This is a genomic window from Neorhizobium sp. P12A, from assembly GCF_008365395.1.
Lineage (GTDB): Bacteria > Pseudomonadota > Alphaproteobacteria > Rhizobiales > Rhizobiaceae > Rhizobium.
The window spans coordinates 433,299-452,051 of record NZ_QOVX01000002.1 but is presented as its reverse complement, the minus strand read 5'-3'; the positions used below and the strand labels follow the sequence as shown (position 1 = coordinate 452,051).

Annotated in this window: 19 protein-coding genes; 11 read left to right on the top strand and 8 right to left on the bottom strand. The window is 59.8% G+C overall.

From position 1 onward, the window contains the following. Positions 1 to 63: 63 nt before the first annotated feature. Positions 64 to 276, top strand: a complete 213-nt coding sequence (locus tag DTW90_RS08260) for a hypothetical protein (protein WP_132520915.1) — start codon at positions 64 to 66, stop codon at positions 274 to 276. 168 nt (positions 277 to 444) lie between these two features. Here DTW90_RS08260 and ppk2 read toward each other — a convergent pair whose 3' ends face one another. The 4 genes from ppk2 to DTW90_RS08245 form a co-directional block, all read right to left on the bottom strand. Continuing rightward, complete coding sequence (gene ppk2 / locus DTW90_RS08255; protein WP_132520913.1) at positions 445 to 1,359, bottom strand: polyphosphate kinase 2; 915 nt, start codon at positions 1,357 to 1,359, stop codon at positions 445 to 447. 166 nt (positions 1,360 to 1,525) lie between these two features. Continuing rightward, entirely contained in the window at positions 1,526 to 1,699 is a 174-nt protein-coding gene (locus DTW90_RS37040) for a hypothetical protein (protein ID WP_165927786.1), read from the bottom strand. Positions 1,700 to 1,815: 116 nt separating this feature from the next. Next, positions 1,816 to 2,076 (bottom strand): BON domain-containing protein, encoded by a 261-nt coding sequence (locus DTW90_RS08250; RefSeq protein ID WP_149337594.1) that lies wholly within the window; start codon positions 2,074 to 2,076, stop codon positions 1,816 to 1,818. A gap of 74 nt (positions 2,077 to 2,150) precedes the next feature. After that, on the bottom strand, positions 2,151 to 3,347 hold the full coding sequence (locus DTW90_RS08245; RefSeq protein ID WP_149338386.1) for a LysR family transcriptional regulator: 1,197 nt from the start codon (positions 3,345 to 3,347) through the stop codon (positions 2,151 to 2,153). Positions 3,348 to 3,797: 450 nt separating this feature from the next. Between DTW90_RS08245 and DTW90_RS08240 the strand changes: the two genes are divergently transcribed. The 6 genes from DTW90_RS08240 (at position 3,798) to DTW90_RS08215 (ending at position 8,994) form a co-directional block, all read left to right on the top strand. Beyond that, complete coding sequence (locus DTW90_RS08240; protein WP_132520907.1) at positions 3,798 to 4,706, top strand: ABC transporter substrate-binding protein; 909 nt, start codon at positions 3,798 to 3,800, stop codon at positions 4,704 to 4,706. Positions 4,707 to 4,784: 78 nt separating this feature from the next. After that, entirely contained in the window at positions 4,785 to 5,978 is a 1,194-nt protein-coding gene (locus tag DTW90_RS08235; RefSeq protein ID WP_132520905.1) for an ABC transporter permease, read from the top strand. After that, entirely contained in the window at positions 5,975 to 6,934 is a 960-nt protein-coding gene (locus tag DTW90_RS08230; protein ID WP_132520903.1) for an ABC transporter ATP-binding protein, read from the top strand. Before DTW90_RS08235 ends, DTW90_RS08230 begins: the two co-directional genes overlap by 4 nt. Further along, positions 6,931 to 7,680, top strand: coding sequence for an ABC transporter permease (locus DTW90_RS08225; RefSeq protein WP_132520901.1), 750 nt, complete (start codon positions 6,931 to 6,933; stop codon positions 7,678 to 7,680). Before DTW90_RS08230 ends, DTW90_RS08225 begins: the two co-directional genes overlap by 4 nt. Positions 7,681 to 7,756: 76 nt before the next feature. Then, on the top strand, positions 7,757 to 8,152 hold the full coding sequence (locus DTW90_RS08220) for a VOC family protein (protein WP_132520899.1): 396 nt from the start codon (positions 7,757 to 7,759) through the stop codon (positions 8,150 to 8,152). Positions 8,153 to 8,199: 47 nt separating this feature from the next. Then, entirely contained in the window at positions 8,200 to 8,994 is a 795-nt protein-coding gene (locus DTW90_RS08215) for a carbon-nitrogen hydrolase family protein (RefSeq protein WP_149337593.1), read from the top strand. Here the strand turns inward: DTW90_RS08215 and DTW90_RS08210 are convergent. After that, positions 8,982 to 9,374: a PRC-barrel domain-containing protein gene (locus DTW90_RS08210; RefSeq protein WP_149337591.1), complete on the bottom strand. Its 393-nt coding sequence runs from the start codon at positions 9,372 to 9,374 to the stop codon at positions 8,982 to 8,984. The genes DTW90_RS08215 and DTW90_RS08210 overlap by 13 nt on opposite strands. 280 nt (positions 9,375 to 9,654) lie before the next feature. Between DTW90_RS08210 and DTW90_RS08205 the strand changes: the two genes are divergently transcribed. Then, positions 9,655 to 11,364: a long-chain fatty acid--CoA ligase gene (locus DTW90_RS08205; protein WP_149337589.1), complete on the top strand. Its 1,710-nt coding sequence runs from the start codon at positions 9,655 to 9,657 to the stop codon at positions 11,362 to 11,364. Positions 11,365 to 11,877: 513 nt separating this feature from the next. Here the strand turns inward: DTW90_RS08205 and DTW90_RS08195 are convergent. Together DTW90_RS08195 and DTW90_RS08190 are read right to left on the bottom strand one after the other, a co-directional pair. Further along, a complete protein-coding gene (locus DTW90_RS08195; protein WP_132520889.1) occupies positions 11,878 to 12,252 on the bottom strand; it encodes a VOC family protein in 375 nt (124 codons plus the stop codon). Positions 12,253 to 12,486: 234 nt separating this feature from the next. Continuing rightward, entirely contained in the window at positions 12,487 to 13,416 is a 930-nt protein-coding gene (locus tag DTW90_RS08190; RefSeq protein ID WP_188079902.1) for a hypothetical protein, read from the bottom strand. Between the two features lie 267 nt (positions 13,417 to 13,683). Here DTW90_RS08190 and DTW90_RS08185 point away from each other — a divergent pair, with 267 nt between their 5' ends. From DTW90_RS08185 to DTW90_RS08175, 3 genes are all read left to right on the top strand, one after another. Further along, complete coding sequence (locus tag DTW90_RS08185; protein ID WP_149337585.1) at positions 13,684 to 14,868, top strand: aspartyl protease family protein; 1,185 nt, start codon at positions 13,684 to 13,686, stop codon at positions 14,866 to 14,868. A gap of 366 nt (positions 14,869 to 15,234) precedes the next feature. Then, entirely contained in the window at positions 15,235 to 16,860 is a 1,626-nt protein-coding gene (gene pgi, locus DTW90_RS08180) for a glucose-6-phosphate isomerase (RefSeq protein ID WP_149337584.1), read from the top strand. Between the two features lie 156 nt (positions 16,861 to 17,016). After that, positions 17,017 to 17,814: an alpha/beta hydrolase gene (locus DTW90_RS08175; protein WP_149337582.1), complete on the top strand. Its 798-nt coding sequence runs from the start codon at positions 17,017 to 17,019 to the stop codon at positions 17,812 to 17,814. 3 nt (positions 17,815 to 17,817) lie between these two features. Here the strand turns inward: DTW90_RS08175 and DTW90_RS08170 are convergent, their stop codons facing one another. After that, positions 17,818 to 18,744 carry a carbohydrate kinase gene (locus DTW90_RS08170; RefSeq protein WP_149337580.1) on the bottom strand — a complete coding sequence of 309 codons (927 nt, stop codon included), beginning with the start codon at positions 18,742 to 18,744 and terminating at the stop codon, positions 17,818 to 17,820. Positions 18,745 to 18,753 lie beyond the last annotated feature (9 nt).

Genomic DNA, 18,753 nt, shown 5'->3' with positions numbered 1-18,753 from the left:
CATATTCCTTGGAACCATCAGCCTCTCCGCGCGTTTGGGTATGTTGCAAGAGGGAGAAAGGTCATGGCAAGAAGACCGCAGAAGAATGCCTATCGTGCTGGTGCGAGTGCCTTTTTGAAGGGCATGGGTGGTGAGCATAATCCGCATGCGTCCGAAAGCGCCGATTGCAAGGCTTGGGAGCATGGTTATCTCGATCGTCAGAAGATGTTGAGCAACACGCGGCGACCCGTCAGCAGTGCCGGGCGGCAACCGGTTTCAAGACCTACAGCGCATTGATATGCAAGCTGCGACCGAGGCATCTGGCGGCGGCTTTGCCAGGCAGTGCTTCGGCAGGATATCCGGCGAGCGGTATCGACCGGCTGAATTCAAAGATCCAGGAATCATATAGCGGCCGCCCCTGACGGAACGGCCGCTTTACGGGTGAGCAGCAATCGTGCTGCGATATCAGTAGATTTCCGGAACGTACATTTCCGGCGGAACCGGCGCGCGGTGATAATCGGCGTTGCGGACGCGTTCCGGCAGGATGATTTCGTCCTTCGGCACGTTTTCGTAAGGAATCTGCTTCAGGAGATGGGCGATGCAGTTCAGTCGGGCCTTCTTCTTGTCGACTGCTTGAACGACCCACCACGGCGATTCCTTCGTGTGGGTGCGGTCGAGCATCTCTTCCTTGGCCTTGGTGTATTCTTCCCAGTGGACGCGGCTCTGCAGGTCCATCGGCGAGAGCTTCCACTGCTTCAACGGATCCTGGATACGCATGTTGAAGCGGAATTCCTGTTCCTCGTCGGTGATCGAGAACCAGTATTTCAGGAGGATGATGCCGGAGCGGACCAGCATACGCTCGAATTCCGGCACGGTGCGGAAGAACTCTTCCAGTTCGTCTGGCGTGCAGAAACCCATGACGCGCTCGACGCCAGCGCGGTTATACCAGCTGCGGTCGAAGAGGACCATTTCGCCGGCGGTCGGCAGGTGCGGGACATAGCGCTGGAAATACCATTGGTGCCGCTCGCGCTCCGTCGGGGCGGGCAATGCGACAACACGGCAGACGCGCGGATTGAGGCGCTGCGTGACGCGCTTGATGGCGCCGCCTTTGCCGGCGGAGTCGCGGCCTTCGAACAGCACGACCACCTTCAGCTTCTTGTACTGTACCCAATCCTGGAGGCGGACGAGTTCGTGCTGGAGGCGAAAGAGTTCGCGGAAATAGAGCTTGCGATCGATATTGGCTTCCGTAGCGCTGCTCAGGCCCTCGGCGACCAGCTCATCGAGCCGGTCCTCTTCAAGCTGCATTTCCAGCTCTTCGTCAAAACTGTCGGCGATCTCTTCTTTGATACGGTTCAGCTGCTCTTCGGAATTCTCGATCATAGTGCGCGTCCTTCTGCTTGAAAGTCCACACTGCCAATGGCATGTGTCGCTTTGATAACAAAGATGCGACGAGCAGTCTCCTAGCTCACGCGCAAATGAAAACGGCGCCTGGGTGGCGCCGTTCAATTCCGTTTCGGACCTCTTTCAAGCAGCGATCAGCTGAATCTCAGTTGTGGGAAAAATGCTGATGATGATTGTTGTGATGATAGTGGTGCCAGTTGTGCCAATGATGGTGGTATTCATGGTGGTGCCAGTGATGGTGATAGTCACGGGCTTCGGCAAATGTCGCAGTGGCGGCAAAGGCACTCAGCGCAAAAAGCGCCGTTACAAGCATCTTCATTCTCTTCTCCTTAAACGCCCGGCAGTGGGGCCGGATCGCAATATGATATTACCAACGACATAAGGATAATGCAGAAGACGGTCGTTTGTTCCGTCGCGTAAGTTTCGGGTGACGCTTCAGCGCACTACCAGACGGCTTCTGACCTTGCCAACGCCCGCCACTTCCTCAGCAATTTCAATGGCCCGCGCGATGTCACCGCGGTTATGGACGGTGCCTTCCAGAATGGCGTAGGAGCCGAGCATGGAGACTCTAATGTTCGATGCATTGATGTCATAGGCGTCACTGAGCGCGCTGCTGACAGCTGCCGCCATCAAACCGGCGCTGTTCGCCCTGCCGGCTGCTTCATCGGCATCAAGGTTCGAAAAACGCTGTACCATGACGGTCTCCATCTGTTTGGACTGGTTCAACGCTTCGCTACCGGTTTCGTTTCATCAAAGGCCTGTGAACAGGGCTATTGCTGGTCGCCTATTATTTCCGCGACCGCCTCCCGGATCAGCCGGCACGCATCGATCGAGGCTTTCCGGCCATTGTGGGCCAGATGATAGGATAGCGGCAGCGGCTGCTCTAGCTCGAGGATGCGCACCTTGTCCGCGATCGGCCTGGCGCTGACATGGCCGAGGAAGGAGACGTAGCCGTGATTGGCTACGAGATCGACGATAACGGGAAGCGAATCCACCGAGGTGATATCCCGTCCGCGGTGACGGCGCGGCCTGCCCCGCCCGTCGCTCAGGCCTGTGGCCGCATGGCCGATGCCGGTGCGGGGGCTCGGCAGGCAGAGCGGACGGTTTTCGATCAGTGCGGCGAGGTCCTTCTCCGTGCTTTCGATCGGAGCGATCGCCACCATCTCCGTCGCCAGAAGCTCCACATGCTCGAAACTGTCGAGGCCAAAGACGGAGTCGACGATCGCAACGTCGATCCGGCCTGATCTCAGCGCCTCTCTCAGGTCATCCGCTGTCATCAGCACCAATGACAGCGCGCTCCTGTTGCCGCTGGTGTTCCAGCGCGACACGAGAGAACCGAGGCAGCGGGCCACCCAGCTTTCCGACCCCGTCGGGATGATCGAGCCGATGCGCACGGCACGGGTCGTGCGCTGGAACCGATCGTCGGCCGCAGCCTTCATTTCGCTCCATGCATTGCCGATCGCCGACAGCACGGCATAGGTGTTTCGCCCTTTCTCCGTCAGCACCGAGCCTTGCGCCTGACGCTCGAACAGCCGGCACCCCATCAGTTCCTCCAGATTGGCGATCTGCAGGGACAGTTGCGGCTGGCCAAGCCGGAGACGGCGGGCCGCCCGATTGATGCTGCCCTGGTCGGCGACTTCGAGGAAGCGTTCGATCGTGGCGATCTTCAGCGGCAGGCGCGAGGCCCAGGCGGAAAAGTCATCCGGCGACGGCGGATCGGCGGTCAGCGCGGCCAGCGCGCGCATCTGGATGAGGATGGGCTGCAACCCCTTCTGTATCCGGGAGCTGGCAAGCAGGGTCACCAGTTCGCCGGAAGCACGCTCGACCAGCTTTATCGCAAGCTCCGCCTCCAGTCTGCGCAGAATGCCGGAGACCGTGGAAGCGGACAGGGACAGGCGCCGGGCAGTTTCCCGCACGGAGCCGAGAGAGAAGACCGTATCGGCAATATAGAGCGCCCCCAGGTGCACGCGCTTCAATCCTTCCTTCGTCGCAGGCAGCATCGCCTGCGTCATCATCGGGACGGACGATATGGCGTGTTCCGCAGAAAAGATATCCCGTAGAAAAAGTTACGCGGCTATCATTCCGGTCAGCTCGTCACCGATCCCGCCATTCTTCGGAATGCGTAAAAGAGGATTGGAAGAGCGCCAAAAGCACAATGGGAACAAAAACAAATCTTACCGGCCTTCAAAAAAGAAAAGTCGTTTCGCGCTTATCGTCAGGACCGTCGCCATAATCGCGCCGCAACTGCGACAGACGGGGCGGCGTAACGTCGATTTTTTTTCGATGGGCGCTACTTCTTCGAAACAGACATGCGGGGAGCTTTTCCCACGGCATGGGCAAACATGTGTCCGGGGACCGGCGCCCGCCGAACGGACGTGTGCAAACGATCAGTTCAACGGGGTATGAAGGGAATTAACATGTTGAAGAAACTCGCAATTGCCGCCTCTCTCGCGGCCTTCGTCGCAAGCACCGCATCGGCAGCCGATGTCGTCGTCTCCTCGAAGATCGACACGGAAGGCACGCTGCTCGGCAACGTCATCCTGCTGGCGCTCAACGCCAACGGCATCAAGACGCAGGACCGCATCGCGCTCGGCACGACACCGGTGCTGCGCAAGGCGATCACGGCAGGCGAAATCGACATCTATGCCGAATATACCGGCAATGCCGGTTTCTTCTTCAACAAGTCCGATGATGCAGCCTGGAAGAACATCGACGCCGGCTACAAGCTTGCCAAGCAGCTCGACTACGACGCCAACAAGATCGTCTGGCTGACGCCCTCCCCGGCCAACAACACCTGGGCGATCGCCGTGCGAAACGATGTTGCAGGCCCGAACAATCTGAAGACCATGTCCGACTTCGGCAAATGGATATCCGGCGGCGGCAAGGTCAAGCTTGCGGCTTCCTCTGAATTCGTCAATTCGGCTGCGGCACTGCCGGCCTTCCAGACGACTTACAGCTTCCAGATCAAGCCGGACCAGGAAGTCGTTCTTTCCGGTGGCGACACGGCTGCGACGATCAAGGCTGCGGCCGACCAGACCAACGGCGTCAACACCGCCATGGTCTATGGCACCGACGGCGCAATCGAAGCCGCCGAGCTGACGGTCATGGAAGACGACAAGAGCGTGCAGCCGGTCTATGCGCCGACCCCGATCATCCGTGAGGCCGTGCTGAAGGCCAATCCGAAGATCGAGGAAATTCTTGCTCCGATCTTCCAGAGCCTGACCGCCGACGAGCTGCGCAAGCTCAACGGCCAAATCCAGGTCGACGGCCAGCCGGCGAAGTCTGTTGCCGAGTCCTTCCTGAAGGAAAAGGGCTTCCTGAAGTAATCATCCGCCGATTGCCGTTACGGCCCCGCCTTGATACAGCGGGGCCGTTCGGATTTTAGCGACCCCAAGGAGTGCCTGATGGAAGATGCGCAAGCGGTCCGCATTCTGGACCGCCTCGGAGTGGTCCTCGTGGCCGCAGGTGCTTTGGCGACGGCGCTGATGCCGTTCATCATCGTCAAAGCCAACCGCATCGCCGCCGGCAAGCCCCTGCTGTTGTCACAGCTCCCGTTCCAGCCGTTCGCTGGCACGCTCGCCATTCTTCTCCCTGTGGCCGCGCTCGGCATTCTCCTGATCCTGACTGCCCTCTCGGCCCTCTTCCTGCGCAGCGCACCGGCTCGCCTGATCGTCTCCACGCTTTGCATCGCGCTGCTGATCCTGACGATCGGGCTCGTCTCTTCGGCCGCCGCACCGCCGACAAGCACATCGGCGCGCATCACGCCGGGCGGCTCCTTCTGGGTTCTGCTTGCCGTCGTCGGGCTTCTCATCTCCGATGCGCTGGTCAAGATCAAGCTGACGCCGTGGATGCGCGTCGCTTCGCTCTTCGTCTACTCGGCGCTGCTTTGGCTCTTCCTCCGTTCGGGGCTGCTCAACAACCTGTCGATCATGAAGGAATTCGCCACCCGCTCCGACCAATTCTGGGGCGAGGCGCTGAACCATCTCTTCCTTGCCTTCGGATCAGTCGCGATCGCCATCGTGCTGGCGCTGCCACTCGGCATCTTCTGCTTCTGGGTTCCGAAGCTGCGCGCCATCGTGCTGCAGGCGCTGAGCCTGGTGCAGACCATTCCGAGCCTCGCGCTCTTCGGCATCCTGATGCTGCCGCTCGGTTATATCTCGACGCATGTGCCGCTGGCAGCCGACCTCGGCATTCATGGCATCGGCACGGCACCGGCGCTGATCGCGCTCATCCTCTATTCCCTCCTGCCGATCGTCGCCAACACGGTCGTCGGGCTCGAGGGCGTCGATCCCTCCGTGCGCGATGCCGCTGCCGGCATGGGGTTGACGCGGACGCAGATCCTCATGCGCATAGACCTGCCGCTCGCCTTCCCCGTCATCCTGACGGGCATCCGCATCGTGCTGGTGCAGGCAATCGGGCTGGTCACTGTCGCAGCGCTGATCGGCGGCGGCGGCTTTGGCCTCTTCATCTTCCAGGGACTCGGCCAGACGGCCATGGACCTCGTGCTCCTCGGCGCCGTGCCGACCGTCTTTCTCGCCTTCTCATCGGCCGTCATCCTCGATGCGGTTATCGACAGCATCCGGGGGCAGCACCCATGACCGACAAAACCGAAAACATGATCGAGTTGAAGGGCGTCACCAAGCGCTATGAGCCCCTCACCGTGGTCGACAATGTGACCATGAGCGTCGAGAAGGGTACGATAACAGTCATCGTCGGCACATCCGGTTCGGGCAAGTCGACGCTGATGCGGATGATCAACCGGCTGGTGCCAGTATCGGCGGGGCACATTTCGGTCGGCGGCCGCGACATCATGAGCGTTCCGGCGACGGAATTGCGCCGCCGTATCGGCTATGCGATCCAGGGCCACGGCCTCTTCCCGCACCGGACCGTCGCGCAGAATATCGCGACCGTGCCGCAACTGCTCGGCTGGGACAAAGACAAAACGGGTCGTCGCGTCGACGAGCTGCTGAACCTTTTCCATCTCGATCCCGGGACCTTCGCCGGAAAATATCCGCATGAACTGTCGGGCGGACAGCAACAGCGCGTGGGCGTTGCCCGGGCTCTCGCCGCCGAACCGGAAGTCCTGCTGATGGACGAGCCCTTCGGCGCGCTCGACCCGGTCATCCGCGGCAAGGCGCAGGACGACCTTCTGGCGATCCAGAAACAGTTCGGCACCACGATCATCCTCGTCACGCATGACATGGACGAAGCCTTCCATCTCGGCCACCAGATCGCCGTCATGAGCGAGGGCAAGCTGTTGCAATGCTCGACGCCCGAGAAGATCCTGACCGAACCTGCCGATCCCTTCGTGCAGCAACTCACCGGCACCTCCGGCCGGGCACTGAAACTGATGTCGCTGACGTCGCTGAAAGGCGCCATGGAACCGGTGCAGCCCGGGCTTAACCATGCGCTCCCCGAAACGCTGAATCTGCGTGACGCGCTGGCCGAGATGATCTGGCAGGGCGTCGGCGAGGCCGCGGTGCAGGACGCCAACAAGGTGCCCATCGGCTCGATTTCGCTCCAGCACCTGCTGCAGCTGGGTCGCAAGGCATGAAGCTGCTCTTCGCTAACATCTTCCGGCTTGCGGCATTGGCGCTGCTTTTGATCCTGCTGTTCCGCACGGAATGGCTGACGCCGCTGCTCGCGCCGCTTACCAATTTCAATGCGCCGCCGATCTACACGCAGAATTCGCTGGCGCTGCTGACGCTGTCGCATATCGAGCTGGTCGCGGTCTCGATCGTCGGCAGCGCTGTCCTTGCCGTCATCGGCGGCATTTTCGTTACGCGAAAGAGCGGTGCCGACTTCCTGCCGCTGTCGCGCGCGATCGCCAACGCCGGGCAGACCTTTCCGCCGGTCGCCGTGCTGGCGCTGGCCGTTCCCGCGACCGGCTTCGGGATGGTGCCGACGCTGATCGCGCTCTTTCTCTATGGGCTGCTGCCGATCTTCGAAAATACTGTCGCCGGGCTGCAGCAGGTGCCGGACTCGATCATCGACGCGGCCGACGGCATGGGAATGAATGGCCGGCAGCGGCTGTTTTCCGTCGAATTGCCGCTGGCGCTGCCGCTGATCCTCGAAGGGCTGAAGATTGCGACCGTCATCAATATCGGTACGGCGACGATCGGCTCCACGGTTGCCGCAAAAGGGCTTGGAGAAGTCATCATCGCAGGACTGATTTCGGACAATACCGCCTTCATCCTTCAAGGCGGCCTGATCGTCGGCCTGATCGCGGTCCTCCTCTACGATGCGATGGGCATCGTCGAAGGCGTCATCACCCGCAAGATCGGATTGCAGTCACATTAAAGCGCTTTCCATGCTTCGGCCCGGGCTGTAAGCCGAAAGCTACGCTTGCAGTGAGAATTGGTAACGGGAGGTCGCCATGGCGAAGATGATCCATTCGATGATCCGCGTGCTGGAAGAGGCGCGATCGGTCGAGTTTTACAAAAAGGCTTTCGGCCTTGACGTCGCTGACCGCATCGAATTCGAGACCTTCACACTCCTCTATCTCAGCAACAGGGAAACCGGCTTCGAACTGGAGCTGACCGTCAACCAGGGGCGGATCGAATCCTACGAGCTGGGGCAAGCGTATGGCCATCTCGCCGTTTCCGTCGATGAGCTGAAGCAAGAGCACGAGCGGTTTACCAGCCTCGGCCTCAATCCCGGCGATATCATCGAGCTCAACCGCGACGACAGGCTCTTTGCCCTGTTCTTCTTCGTGACCGACCCCGACGGTTACAGAATAGAAGTGCTGCAGCGGCAAGGCCGGTTCCAATAGGCTCTGGCTGCATGACGGACGGCAAACGAATCAGATAGCTTCGCCGCATGCGTGTGGCTGCCTTTCAACGACTGGCGATCTTTGATGCTGTCGAGGTGGCGGCAGATGTCCTGTTGCGCGATATCGCGTGGGCGGACGCGAACGGCGTCGACCTCCTCGTCTTTCCGGAAGCCTATCTGCAGGGGCATACGTACAGTCCAGGCCTGACCAAACGGCGTGCCCTCTCGCTTGACGATCCCCGGCTTCTTGCCGTTATCGACCAGACAAGGACGACGAAGGCCACGGCGATCGTCGGCTTTTTCGAGCGCCGGGCCGGCGGTGTCTATAACAGTGCAATGGTGATTGCAGGCGGACACCTCAAGGGCGTCTATGCCAAAGCCAACCCGATCGAAACCGGCTGCCTGCCAGGGAGCGCCTTTCCGGTGTGGGATATCGGGGACTGGCGCTTCGGCATCAATATCTGTTCTGATCTCCGGCGGCCTGATCTGGCCCGGAATGTTGCAAACCAGGGGGCGGGCCTCATCTGCTGCCCCATCAACATGATGCTCAGTCCCACGAAAATCTCCCGCTGGCGGGAGCCCTGCCTTGCCGGCTTCAGGGATTGCGCGCTGCAGACGGGCTGCTGGGTGGTTTCATCCGATGTCGTCGGGACGAATTCCGAGGGCTGGGCGAGCTATGGCTGCACCGTCATCGTCGATCCGCAGGGCCGTGTCGTTCAGCGCGTCGATGAGTTTGTCGAGGGCGTGACGGTTTTCGATCTGCCGTCTCCGCAAAATGAAACCCTGCCCGCCAGAAGCGAACAGGGTCTCCTCCTCGCCACGAGACTGGATTACATCCAGTAGGGCGGAATGCCGTAGTAATCGTAGACCCTGCGGCCATTGTCGGCGTACCAGGTATCATCATCGTCGGCATAGCTCGGAGCGCCTTCGATCTGGTCCCTGGTGAGGTCGATGCGATAGCCGTCAAGTTGCTGATCGTAGCTCAACTTTTCCCACGGCAGGGGATAATGGTCATGCCCCATGCCGAGGAAGCCGCCGAAACTCAGGACGGCGTAGGCGACGCGGCCACCCCGCTTTTCGAGGATCAAACGTTCGATGGAACCGATATGCTTGCCGTCGGCGCCATAAACGCGGGTGCCTTCTACACGATCGCTGGCGATCAGCGACGGCGTATCCTTAACATTAGGGTCGCGGCGGGCAGCGTCGGTGGTCTCGTGCAACATGTTGCACCTCCTTTTTGCTGTTTCCTCGTGGTTCATCCACAGTTGGTCAACGTGTCCGTCTTGCGAAGGTTCCCGCATTCAAAGACGACAAATTTCGTTGAAGAAATTGACCCTTACACCGGAGCCTAAATTAACCCTTTGTTGCTTGTGCTTTCAAAGCAATGACATAAGCTTGACCGGCGGGAGAAGCGGTGGACTTTTCAATCGGCCTGTATCGAGCTACCAGTTCGGCGGCTCGGGATGCCGGCAAAATGTCGGGTCCGCCTGGGAGGAAGACGGCATGAATACGGTTTCGGTTTCGTCCAGCGGATCGTCGGGAGCGCAGGCAGGCGCCAAGATATGGCTCGCCTCTTATCCTGAGAGCATCCCAGCTGAGATTCCGCCGCTCGATCATGCCTCAATCACAGAACTCTTCGAGGAATGCTGCAAGCGCTATGCGAGCCGCAATGCATTTTCGAGCATGGGCAAGTCGATCACCTATGGCGATCTCGACACCCTGACTCGCAACGTCGCCGCATGGCTGCAGAGCACCGGCCTCGAAAAGGGTGACCGGGTCGCCGTCATGATGCCGAACGTGCTGCAGAACCCGATTGCGACTTACGCCATCCTTCGTGCCGGCCTTATCGTGGTCAACGTCAATCCGCTCTATACGCCGCGCGAGCTGGAGTATCAGCTGCGCGACTCCGGCGCCAAGGCGATCTTCGTCCTGGAGAATTTCGCCCATACGGTCGAACAGGTCCTGGCGCGCACCGACGTGCGCCATGTGGTCGTCACATCGATGGGCGAGATGCTCGGCCTCAAGGGACTGATCGTCAATTATGTCGTGCGGAAGGTGAAGAAGCTGGTGCCGGCGTGGTCCATCCCCGGCCATACGTCTTTCCGGCGGGCGCTGGAGCAAGGGCGGCGCTTAACCTTGAAGCCAGCTAGCATCCAGGGCAGCGACATTGCCTTCCTGCAATATACCGGCGGCACGACCGGCATAGCGAAGGGAGCGATGCTCACCCACGCCAACCTGCTGACAAACCAGGTGCAGATGCAGCTCTGGCTCAACTCGGCTTACATCACCAAGAAGCGCCCTGAAGTGCTGAACTTCGTCTGCGCCCTGCCTCTTTATCATATCTTCGCATTGACGGTGAATTCGCTGATGGGCCTCTCGATCGGCGCCCACAATGTGCTGATCGCCAATCCGCGCGACATTCCGGCCTTCATCAAGGAACTCGGCAAATATCGCTTCGACATCTTTCCGGGGCTCAACACCCTGTTCAATGCGATGATGAACAATCCCGATTTCTCCAAGCTCGACCTGTCGCATGTCAGCACGCTTGCCGGCGGCATGGCGGTACAGCGGCCGGTCGCCGAGCGCTGGCAGAAGATGACCGGCACCTGGATCACCGAGGGCTACGGCCTCTCCGAGACATCACCCGTTGCCAGCGCCAATCGCTTCGATACGCCCGAGTTTACCGGGACGATTGGCCTGCCCATGCCTTCCACCGATTTCGATATCCGCGACGAAGCGGGCAATTCGATGCCGCTTGGGCAGGTCGGCGAGATCTGCATCCGCGGCCCCCAGGTCATGGCCGGCTACTGGAACCAGCCGGAGGAAACGGCGCGGGTGATGACGCCGGACGGCTTCTTCCGTTCCGGCGACATGGGCTTCATGGACGAGCGCGGCTTCACCAAAATTGTCGACCGCAAGAAGGACATGATCCTCGTCTCCGGCTTCAACGTCTATCCGAACGAGATCGAGGAGGTCGCCGCCATGCATCCGGGCATACTGGAAGCCGCCGTCGTCGGCGTGCCCGACGAGCATTCCGGCGAAGCGGTGAAAATCTTCATCGTCAAGAAGGATCCGACGCTGACGGAGGAGGACGTGAAGGCGCATTGCGCCACCAATCTCACCAACTACAAGCGGCCGCGCTTCATCGAATTCCGCACCGAGCTGCCGAAGACCAATGTCGGCAAGATCTTGCGCAAGGAGTTGCGGGGGTAGACCGCGGGTCGATCATGGCCGCAGTGCCTTGCAAGAGCACGATCACGTCTCGACGGCTATCGCGCCATTGTGGACTTGCTGGCCAGAGATGTAACTGTGCTGCGCAGCAAGTGGAAGCACTTCTATGGCTCCTCTCCCCACCCCGCCTAAGCTAAAGCTGTCGCGACTGCGCGACATTGGCTGGTCGCTGTGGGACCCAATAGGCTTATTGGGTCCTGGACAGAGGTGGGACGAAGCGCAAGCGTTCGCGGACGAATATGATGCGTACTTGATCCAGGCCGCTGGACTGTTACGACGAGGAACTCCGGACCAAGACGTTATAGAACTTCTCGTGAGCGTCGAGACGGCCCAAATGGGCTTGGGACAGCAACCCGATACCTACGCACGCGCAAGATCGACTGTGGCCGCTATTAAAGCAGACAATGATCTCTGGACTCACTCTGAATAAGAGTCCGCTCCTGGCGCGAAGCCGTCTAAGCGGCTATCGGCCGGAAGGCGCTGCTGACGCTTATCTCATTTCGTCGGCTGAGACCGTGCGGTGAGTTTATTTCCGTCCGGATCACGAAGATAGGCGACGAAGGAACCGTTCGGACGCTCCGCAGGCGGGCTCTCGATCGCTGTGCCACCATGCGTGGTACCGGCCTTGTGCCACGCTAGAACATGGTCGTGGCTCGCGGCGGCGATACCGATCGTCCCACCGTTGGCCGCAGTCGCCGGCTGGCCGTTTATCGGTTTCGTGATCATCAGCCGACCGCCCTCGTGGGCATAGATCAGCCTGCCTCTCGCATCCATTTCGCCGGGCTTGCCCCCCAATGCAGCAAACGTGGCGTCGTAGAAGCCTCTGGCCCGCTCCAAGTCGTTGCTGCCGATCATGACGTGGGTGAACATGCTTCATCTCCGGTAAGGTACTCAATGGCTCCCCATCCTAGTGTACCCAATCCTAGCCATGGGCCCAGTCGCGAAACTCCCGATTAAATCGACACTTGTTTTCCCGACTTTTGCGATGCCGCAAAATAACGAGTTTTGCGGCAGCCGCAATGACCGCTCATGGCGCTCTCCGGCCGCGGCCGCTATCGGCCGAAAGCAGTCATTTCCAAACAGATTACTCTGACTTGCCTCTCTTCATGGCCCGGAGGCGGCGTTAGCCTTTTGGGCTCTGCGCTCAAGAGCGCGCTTTATTGCGTGATCAAGAAAGGCCAATTTATCGAAACTGTAACTATCTTCCTCTGGCACGCTCTCGCGAATGCTCGCAATCGATTCTCCTGCACGAAGGCGCTGGGCAATTTCGATGCCCCGTGCGGCACGCTTGCGCTCCGACTCCCGCCAAAATGCCGTAGTTTGAGGGTTTCTGAACCTATACGGCTTCGTGCCGGCGCCGGAGAGGACCACTCCCACAAAGTGATCGAAGTTCGCGTCGTCGGCCCAGACGGCCCAGAAGATCGTTTCCGCTCGCACGTACAGATCTAAGTCTAAAAGGGAGGCGGCAAGACGATCCGCAATCGCGTCGCTGTAGAGGCCGGAATTCGTTACATAGGCCACAAACCGCCATCGGCAGTGGCTTATCGGGTCATCGGCCAGCTTTATGACGATGTCGGCGATCTGGTCCTTGGGCGGGCTAGCTTCGTCAAGATACCACGCCCCGCGCTGACGCTCGCTTGATTTTTCGGATTGAAGAAGTTCGATGAGCGAGTCTAGGTCAATCCCCTTGCGCCATCGTCCAAACACGGTGCCCCATAGCGCATTGTAAGCGAAGTCCGGCCCCAGGTCCTCTCCGCCATGTATCATGCGAAGCAGATCATTGGTCGTGTAGGCAGCTAAATCGGAAGACATTGATAAAGCGGTGGTCACGCCACACGCATTTTGTTGATGCAGCTGCGTTATTTGCTTAACAAAGACACCTATGTCAATCGCAATGACGACTGTGGGCGCGATCCCGCCACCAATCTCAGCAACTACAAGCGACCACGCTTCATCGAATTCCGCACCGAGCTGCCGAAAACCAATGTCGGCAAGATCTTGCGCAACGAGCTGCGGGGGTAGGTTCTCCGGCACGCTCTCTTCACGGAATTCGGTAGCGAATGTGAGCCCGCAGCGACCACATTCGCTCGCCTATTTTTTTGTTGCCTATCCGCGAATTCGGCACTCGTAAAGACCGCCTATTGATTGCATTAAATTGTTCGAATAGCTTCAGACTCACGCAACGTGGGGCCGGGCGCGTGGATAGAACTGATCAGGTAATGGATGCGCCTTCGAGCCGCACGCCGTCGCTAGCCCTCATCATGGCGCCGATGAGTTCAATCCATCCTCAGGACGTAATAAATGCTCAAAGCAGACTTGGGTGATCGTAGCGCTGGTCCCATTCGAACTTCCAGGGGCTGCGTGCAGTACGCCATTGTGGCCGCCTGCTTGATTATAGCCGGATTCCTAATTGCTTACACCTGCATTGACAGTTTCCAGGATAACGTCCGGCAATGGGCGGGGATCGCCCCAGCTGCTCTGCCGAAGGACTTCTACACCCGCTTTGATATTCAGCCACTGCCCCGGGCTGTGGTCGACCGCAGTCCAGCATCCGAGCATGTCGCTACGCTGCTTCGAGAACCTTGCGATTGGGACGCCACCTATGCATTCGCCGTAGATCTGCAGAAGGCGGGTTATTCAAGAGAGGCTGCAAAGGTTTTCACTACGTTCTCCGAAAAATGCAGGCCTTCGGATGTGGCACTCTATTCGGCCGCGGATATGCTTTATGGACTAAGCGACCTCCCCGCCGCCATCAAAATCAGCGATGAATTGATTACGATCGCTCCGGACCTAGCGCAGCCCTATTACCTTCGTGCGCAAGTTTTCCACGACGCAAAGCGCGACAAGGAGGCAATCGACGCATTCCAGACGCTTCTGGGTCTCACTGCGGATCTGAGCTCTCTGAATAGCGAAGTGTTCCGCAAGATGTCCTTGAGCTACGCCGCTCTCGGCCAATTCTGCGAAGCCATGACGCCAATCCAAACATGGATCTCGCTCAACCCAGCCAAAAACGATAGCCCTACCTGGCAAGCTCTGATCCAAGACTATAGCTCCAAAGGCAATTGCGAGGGATCGTATGCCTCTGGCAAGGATCATTTCGCCACATATGGAAGGGACGTGATCGTGGTGACAGCCGTTGTTAACGGCGTTCGCGGTCGCTTCATCGTCGACACCGGAGCCAGCGTTGTTTCAATGACGCAACATTTTGCTGATGCGGCTAAGATACCGATGTCAGGCGGCTTTTCCGTTCGAGTGCAAACAGCAAACGGTGTCTCGACAGCAGAACCAAGCTCCGCAGGCAAAATTCAGGTCGGCCATGTCGAGGCAGATGACGTTGCGGCGGTTGTCCTGTCAGGCGACAATAAGCCGCTTGGTGACGGAATCGATGGTCTGTTGGGCCGCTCGTTTCTATCGCGCTTTGATGTAACCTTCGGCGCGAAGGAATGGCGCATAGAAGCCAAAAACGAAGCGCACTCCTCGGGCTGATACAATCGTCATCGACAAACGCGTATTCCGGGGCCTCCAGCGTCGGGCAGAAAGTCCAGATTCCTACCCGTGTAACGAGGACGGCCTTGGAGGAAAGGCGCCGCTGGACGCATTCAAGGTCCAGTGTCATTTGTCACGTAATTGAGCGTTCTCATCGAGCGCCTCCCCCTTGCCACCCGTCCGCTTTTTTATATTTCACGTCTGCACGAACTTGATTTACGCATCACAAAGCGAATAGTTTCCGCGACCCTCCGGCGTTCATGTTTTTCAGGATGAGCATGCATTCCGGAGCTTTCAAATTCGCATGATCGTCGCCGAAAAGATCTACACTTTCGGGATCGTGCGATGAACCCCAAGGAGCTTCCCATGCAAGCGATCGTCGAAAAACTGAAGAGCACCGCAGCCGCCACCAAGGCAACCGATATCCGCGCGGCTTTTGCCGCCGATTCCAATCGTTTCTCCAACTTTTCCGTGTCGTTCGACGACCTCTTGATGGACTACTCCAAGACGGCCGTGAACAAGGAGATCCTTGATCTGCTCGAGCAGCTCGCCAAGGAAGGCGGCGTCGAGGCCAAGCGGGAGGAAATGTTCACCGGCAAAGAAATCAACTTCACCGAAGGCCGCGCCGTTCTCCATACCGCGTTGCGCAACCGCTCCAATACACCGGTCATGGTCGACGGCAAGGACGTGATGCCTGATGTCAACGCGGTGCTCGCTGCCATGGGCAAGTTTGCCGACGGCATCCGCTCGGGTCAACTGAAGGGCGCGACCGGCAAGGCGATCACCGATGTCGTCAATATCGGCATCGGCGGCTCCGACCTCGGCCCTGTTATGGCGACGCTGGCACTGGCGCCTTTCCATGACGGTCCACGCTCGCACTTCATCTCGAATATCGACAGCGCCCATATCGCCGACACCCTGAAGCTGGTGCAGCCGGAAACGACGCTCTTCATCGTCGCTTCCAAGACCTTCACGACAGTCGAGACGATGACCAACGCTCAGACCGCGCGCGCGTTCATCGCCAAGGCGCTCGGCGAAAAGGCCGTGCAGCATCACTTCGCGGCCGTCTCGACGGCGCTCGACAAGGTCGCAGCCTTCGGCATCGACCAGGATCGCGTCTTCGGCTTCTGGGACTGGGTCGGCGGCCGCTACTCGCTCTGGTCGGCAATCGGCCTGCCGATCATGATCGCGATCGGTCCGGAAAACTTCGGCAAGTTCCTCGACGGCGCCCATGCCATCGACAATCATTTCCGCAAGGCGCCGATCCGCGAAAACCTGCCGATGCTGCTTGGCCTCATCGGCTTCTACCACCGCAATGTCCTCGGCTATCCGACGCGCGCCGTCCTGCCCTATGACCAGCGCCTGTCGCGCTTCCCGGCCTATCTTCAGCAGCTCGACATGGAATCGAACGGCAAAGGCGTCACGATCGACGGCACGCCGGTCGAAGGCCAGTCCGGTCCCGTCGTCTGGGGCGAGCCGGGCACCAACGGCCAGCACGCCTTCTACCAGCTCATCCACCAGGGCACGAGCATCATCCCGGCCGAGTTCATGATCGCTGCCAACGGTTTCGAGCCCGACCTCAAGCACCTGCACCAGCTGCTGGTCTCGAACGTGCTTGCCCAATCGGAAGCGCTGATGAAGGGCCGCACCTTCGCGGAAGCCAAGAAGCAGCTGACCGACAAGGGCATGGACGACAAGAAGGCGGACTTCATCGCGCCGCACCGCGTCTTCACCGGCAACCGTCCATCGATCACCTTCGTTTACGACAAGCTGACGCCGTTCGCGCTCGGCCGGCTGATTGCGCTCTACGAACATCGCGTCTTCGTCGAAGGTGTGCTCTTCCGCATCAATTCCTTCGACCAGTGGGGCGTCGAGCTCGGCAAGGAACTGGCAACGGGCCTGCTGCCTGTCGTCGAAGGCAAGCAGAGTGCGGAAGGTCACGATTCCTCGACGCAGGGCCTCGTGGCCGCGCTGGCGAAACTGGCCAAGTAATCTTCCCGCCGCTTTGGCGCGAAATTACAGCCAACATCAGGCGGCCCCGCTCGAAGAACGATGCGGGGCCGTTTCTATTTTGGCCGGACGAACAGGTTGCGAAAGTCAGTTCAGAGCCGCTAAGCTTCCCCTGGGGAAAATAGCTGGGAGGCTGGAATGACGGACGACGAACTGGTGAAATTCGAGGCCGAAGGCGCCGCAGCCCTGCCCGCGCCTGACGAAGAGGGCGTCGTTGTCAATGAAGGCGCCGAGATCTGGTTTGCCGCCTATGGCGCCGGCCCTGCCGTCATCATGCTGCATGGGGGTCTCGGCAACAGCGGAAACTGGGGCTACCAGGTGCCTGCCATCGTCGCTTCGGGCCGTCGGGCTGTCGTTATAGACAGCCGAGGCCACGGCCGCAGCACCCGAGACGATCGCCCCTATCGCTACGAGCTGATGGCTTCGGACGTCCTTGCTATCATGGATAGGCGGAAGATCGACAAGGCTTCCTTTATAGGCTGGAGCGACGGCGCCTGTACCGCCCTGGTCTTTGCCGATCGGCATCCGGAGAGGACATCAGGCGTCTTTTTCTTTGCCTGCAACATGGATCCGAGCGGCACCAAGCCCTTCGTGGCGACGCCGGTCATCGATCACTGCTTCAGCCGCCACCGGAAAGACTATACAGCCCTGTCGCGCACGCCCGACCAGTTCGATGTCTTCGTCCAGTCGGTCAGCAAGATGATGGCGACGGAGCCTAACTATTCCGCGAAGGATCTGGCACGGATCCGCGTACCGGTCGCGGTCGTGCTCGGCGAGCAGGACGAATTCATCAAGCCCGAACATGCCGACTACCTTGCCAGCAGTATCCCGGATGCAGAGCTGATCCTACTTTCGGGTGTCAGCCATTTCGCACCGCTGCAGAGACCCGACTATTTCAACCGCGAAATACTCGGGTTCCTCGACAGGCTTAGCTGAAGCTCAAAGCCCGATTTCGTGCGCCCAGGGCGGGTTTGCGCCGGCGCGCGACACGGTGACCGCGGCTGCCTTGGCGCCGAGGGCGAGCGCGTCACGCAGCGCCTTTTCATCCAGCGAGGCAACCTGAGCCTTGGTAAGCAGGTTGTTCATTTTCAGAGAGGCGAGGATGCCGGCATCGAACGTATCGCCCGCGCCGACAGTGTCGACGACGGTGACGCGTTCGCTGGGAACGGAAACCTTGAGCGATTTTGTATAGCCGTTGGCGCCCTCGGCACCCTTGGTGATGACGACAAGCTTGGCGCCGTGTTTCAGCCAGTGGGCGGCCAGTGCGTCATGATCGCCCGACAGGCCGAACCAATCCAGATCCTCATCGGAGAATTTCAGGATATCTGACATCGCGGCCATGCGGTTGATGCGGGCCATATGGGCCTGCTTGTCTTTGATGAAGCCCGGGCGGATGTTCGGGTCGAGCGAGATGACGCGCTTCTCGTGCTCGCGCTTCATCAGGGCTTCATAGGTCTCGCCGCAGGGGCTGGGGATCAGGCTGATGGCGCCGAAATGCAGCGCCTCGCAGCTATCGTCCAGGGTCGGCAGGTCGGCTTCCGTGATCATGCGGCCGGCGGTTCCCTCGTCGTAAAAGGCGTATGTCGCCTGGCCGTTGACGAGCTTGACGAAGGCGATGGTGCTCGGGCGGGCAACGATGGCGCAAGGAGAGGAGTCCACCTTGCTTGCCTTCAGCGTCTCGAGCAGGATCTCGCCCATCATGTCGTCCGCAAGGCCGGTGAAGAAGGCCGTCGGCACGCCGAGGCGGCCGAGCGCGATCGCCGTGTTGAAGATCGCGCCGCCAGCATAGGGCGCAAAGCCCTTTTCGCCGAGCGTCGTATCCCGCGGCAGCATGTCGATCAGGGCTTCGCCACAGCACAATATCATTCCGGCCTC

Bases quoted from the DNA above. Each gene is read 5' to 3' on its own strand.
- pgi (WP_149337584.1), top strand. From the start codon at position 15,235: ATGCAAGCGATCGTCGAAAAACTGAAGAGCACCGCAGCCGCCACCAAG.
- DTW90_RS08205 (WP_149337589.1), top strand. From the start codon at position 9,655: ATGAATACGGTTTCGGTTTCGTCCAGCGGATCGTCGGGAGCGCAGGCA.
- DTW90_RS08215 (WP_149337593.1), top strand. From the start codon at position 8,200: ATGCGTGTGGCTGCCTTTCAACGACTGGCGATCTTTGATGCTGTCGAG.
- DTW90_RS08250 (WP_149337594.1), bottom strand. From the start codon at position 2,076: ATGGTACAGCGTTTTTCGAACCTTGATGCCGATGAAGCAGCCGGCAGG.
- DTW90_RS08170 (WP_149337580.1), bottom strand. From the start codon at position 18,744: ATGATATTGTGCTGTGGCGAAGCCCTGATCGACATGCTGCCGCGGGAT.
- DTW90_RS08210 (WP_149337591.1), bottom strand. From the start codon at position 9,374: ATGTTGCACGAGACCACCGACGCTGCCCGCCGCGACCCTAATGTTAAG.
- DTW90_RS08195 (WP_132520889.1), bottom strand. From the start codon at position 12,252: ATGTTCACCCACGTCATGATCGGCAGCAACGACTTGGAGCGGGCCAGA.
- ppk2 (WP_132520913.1), bottom strand. From the start codon at position 1,359: ATGATCGAGAATTCCGAAGAGCAGCTGAACCGTATCAAAGAAGAGATC.
- DTW90_RS08235 (WP_132520905.1), top strand. From the start codon at position 4,785: ATGGAAGATGCGCAAGCGGTCCGCATTCTGGACCGCCTCGGAGTGGTC.
- DTW90_RS08185 (WP_149337585.1), top strand. From the start codon at position 13,684: ATGCTCAAAGCAGACTTGGGTGATCGTAGCGCTGGTCCCATTCGAACT.
- DTW90_RS08230 (WP_132520903.1), top strand. From the start codon at position 5,975: ATGACCGACAAAACCGAAAACATGATCGAGTTGAAGGGCGTCACCAAG.
- DTW90_RS37040 (WP_165927786.1), bottom strand. From the start codon at position 1,699: ATGAAGATGCTTGTAACGGCGCTTTTTGCGCTGAGTGCCTTTGCCGCC.
- DTW90_RS08220 (WP_132520899.1), top strand. From the start codon at position 7,757: ATGGCGAAGATGATCCATTCGATGATCCGCGTGCTGGAAGAGGCGCGA.
- DTW90_RS08175 (WP_149337582.1), top strand. From the start codon at position 17,017: ATGACGGACGACGAACTGGTGAAATTCGAGGCCGAAGGCGCCGCAGCC.
- DTW90_RS08225 (WP_132520901.1), top strand. From the start codon at position 6,931: ATGAAGCTGCTCTTCGCTAACATCTTCCGGCTTGCGGCATTGGCGCTG.
- DTW90_RS08240 (WP_132520907.1), top strand. From the start codon at position 3,798: ATGTTGAAGAAACTCGCAATTGCCGCCTCTCTCGCGGCCTTCGTCGCA.
- DTW90_RS08260 (WP_132520915.1), top strand. From the start codon at position 64: ATGGCAAGAAGACCGCAGAAGAATGCCTATCGTGCTGGTGCGAGTGCC.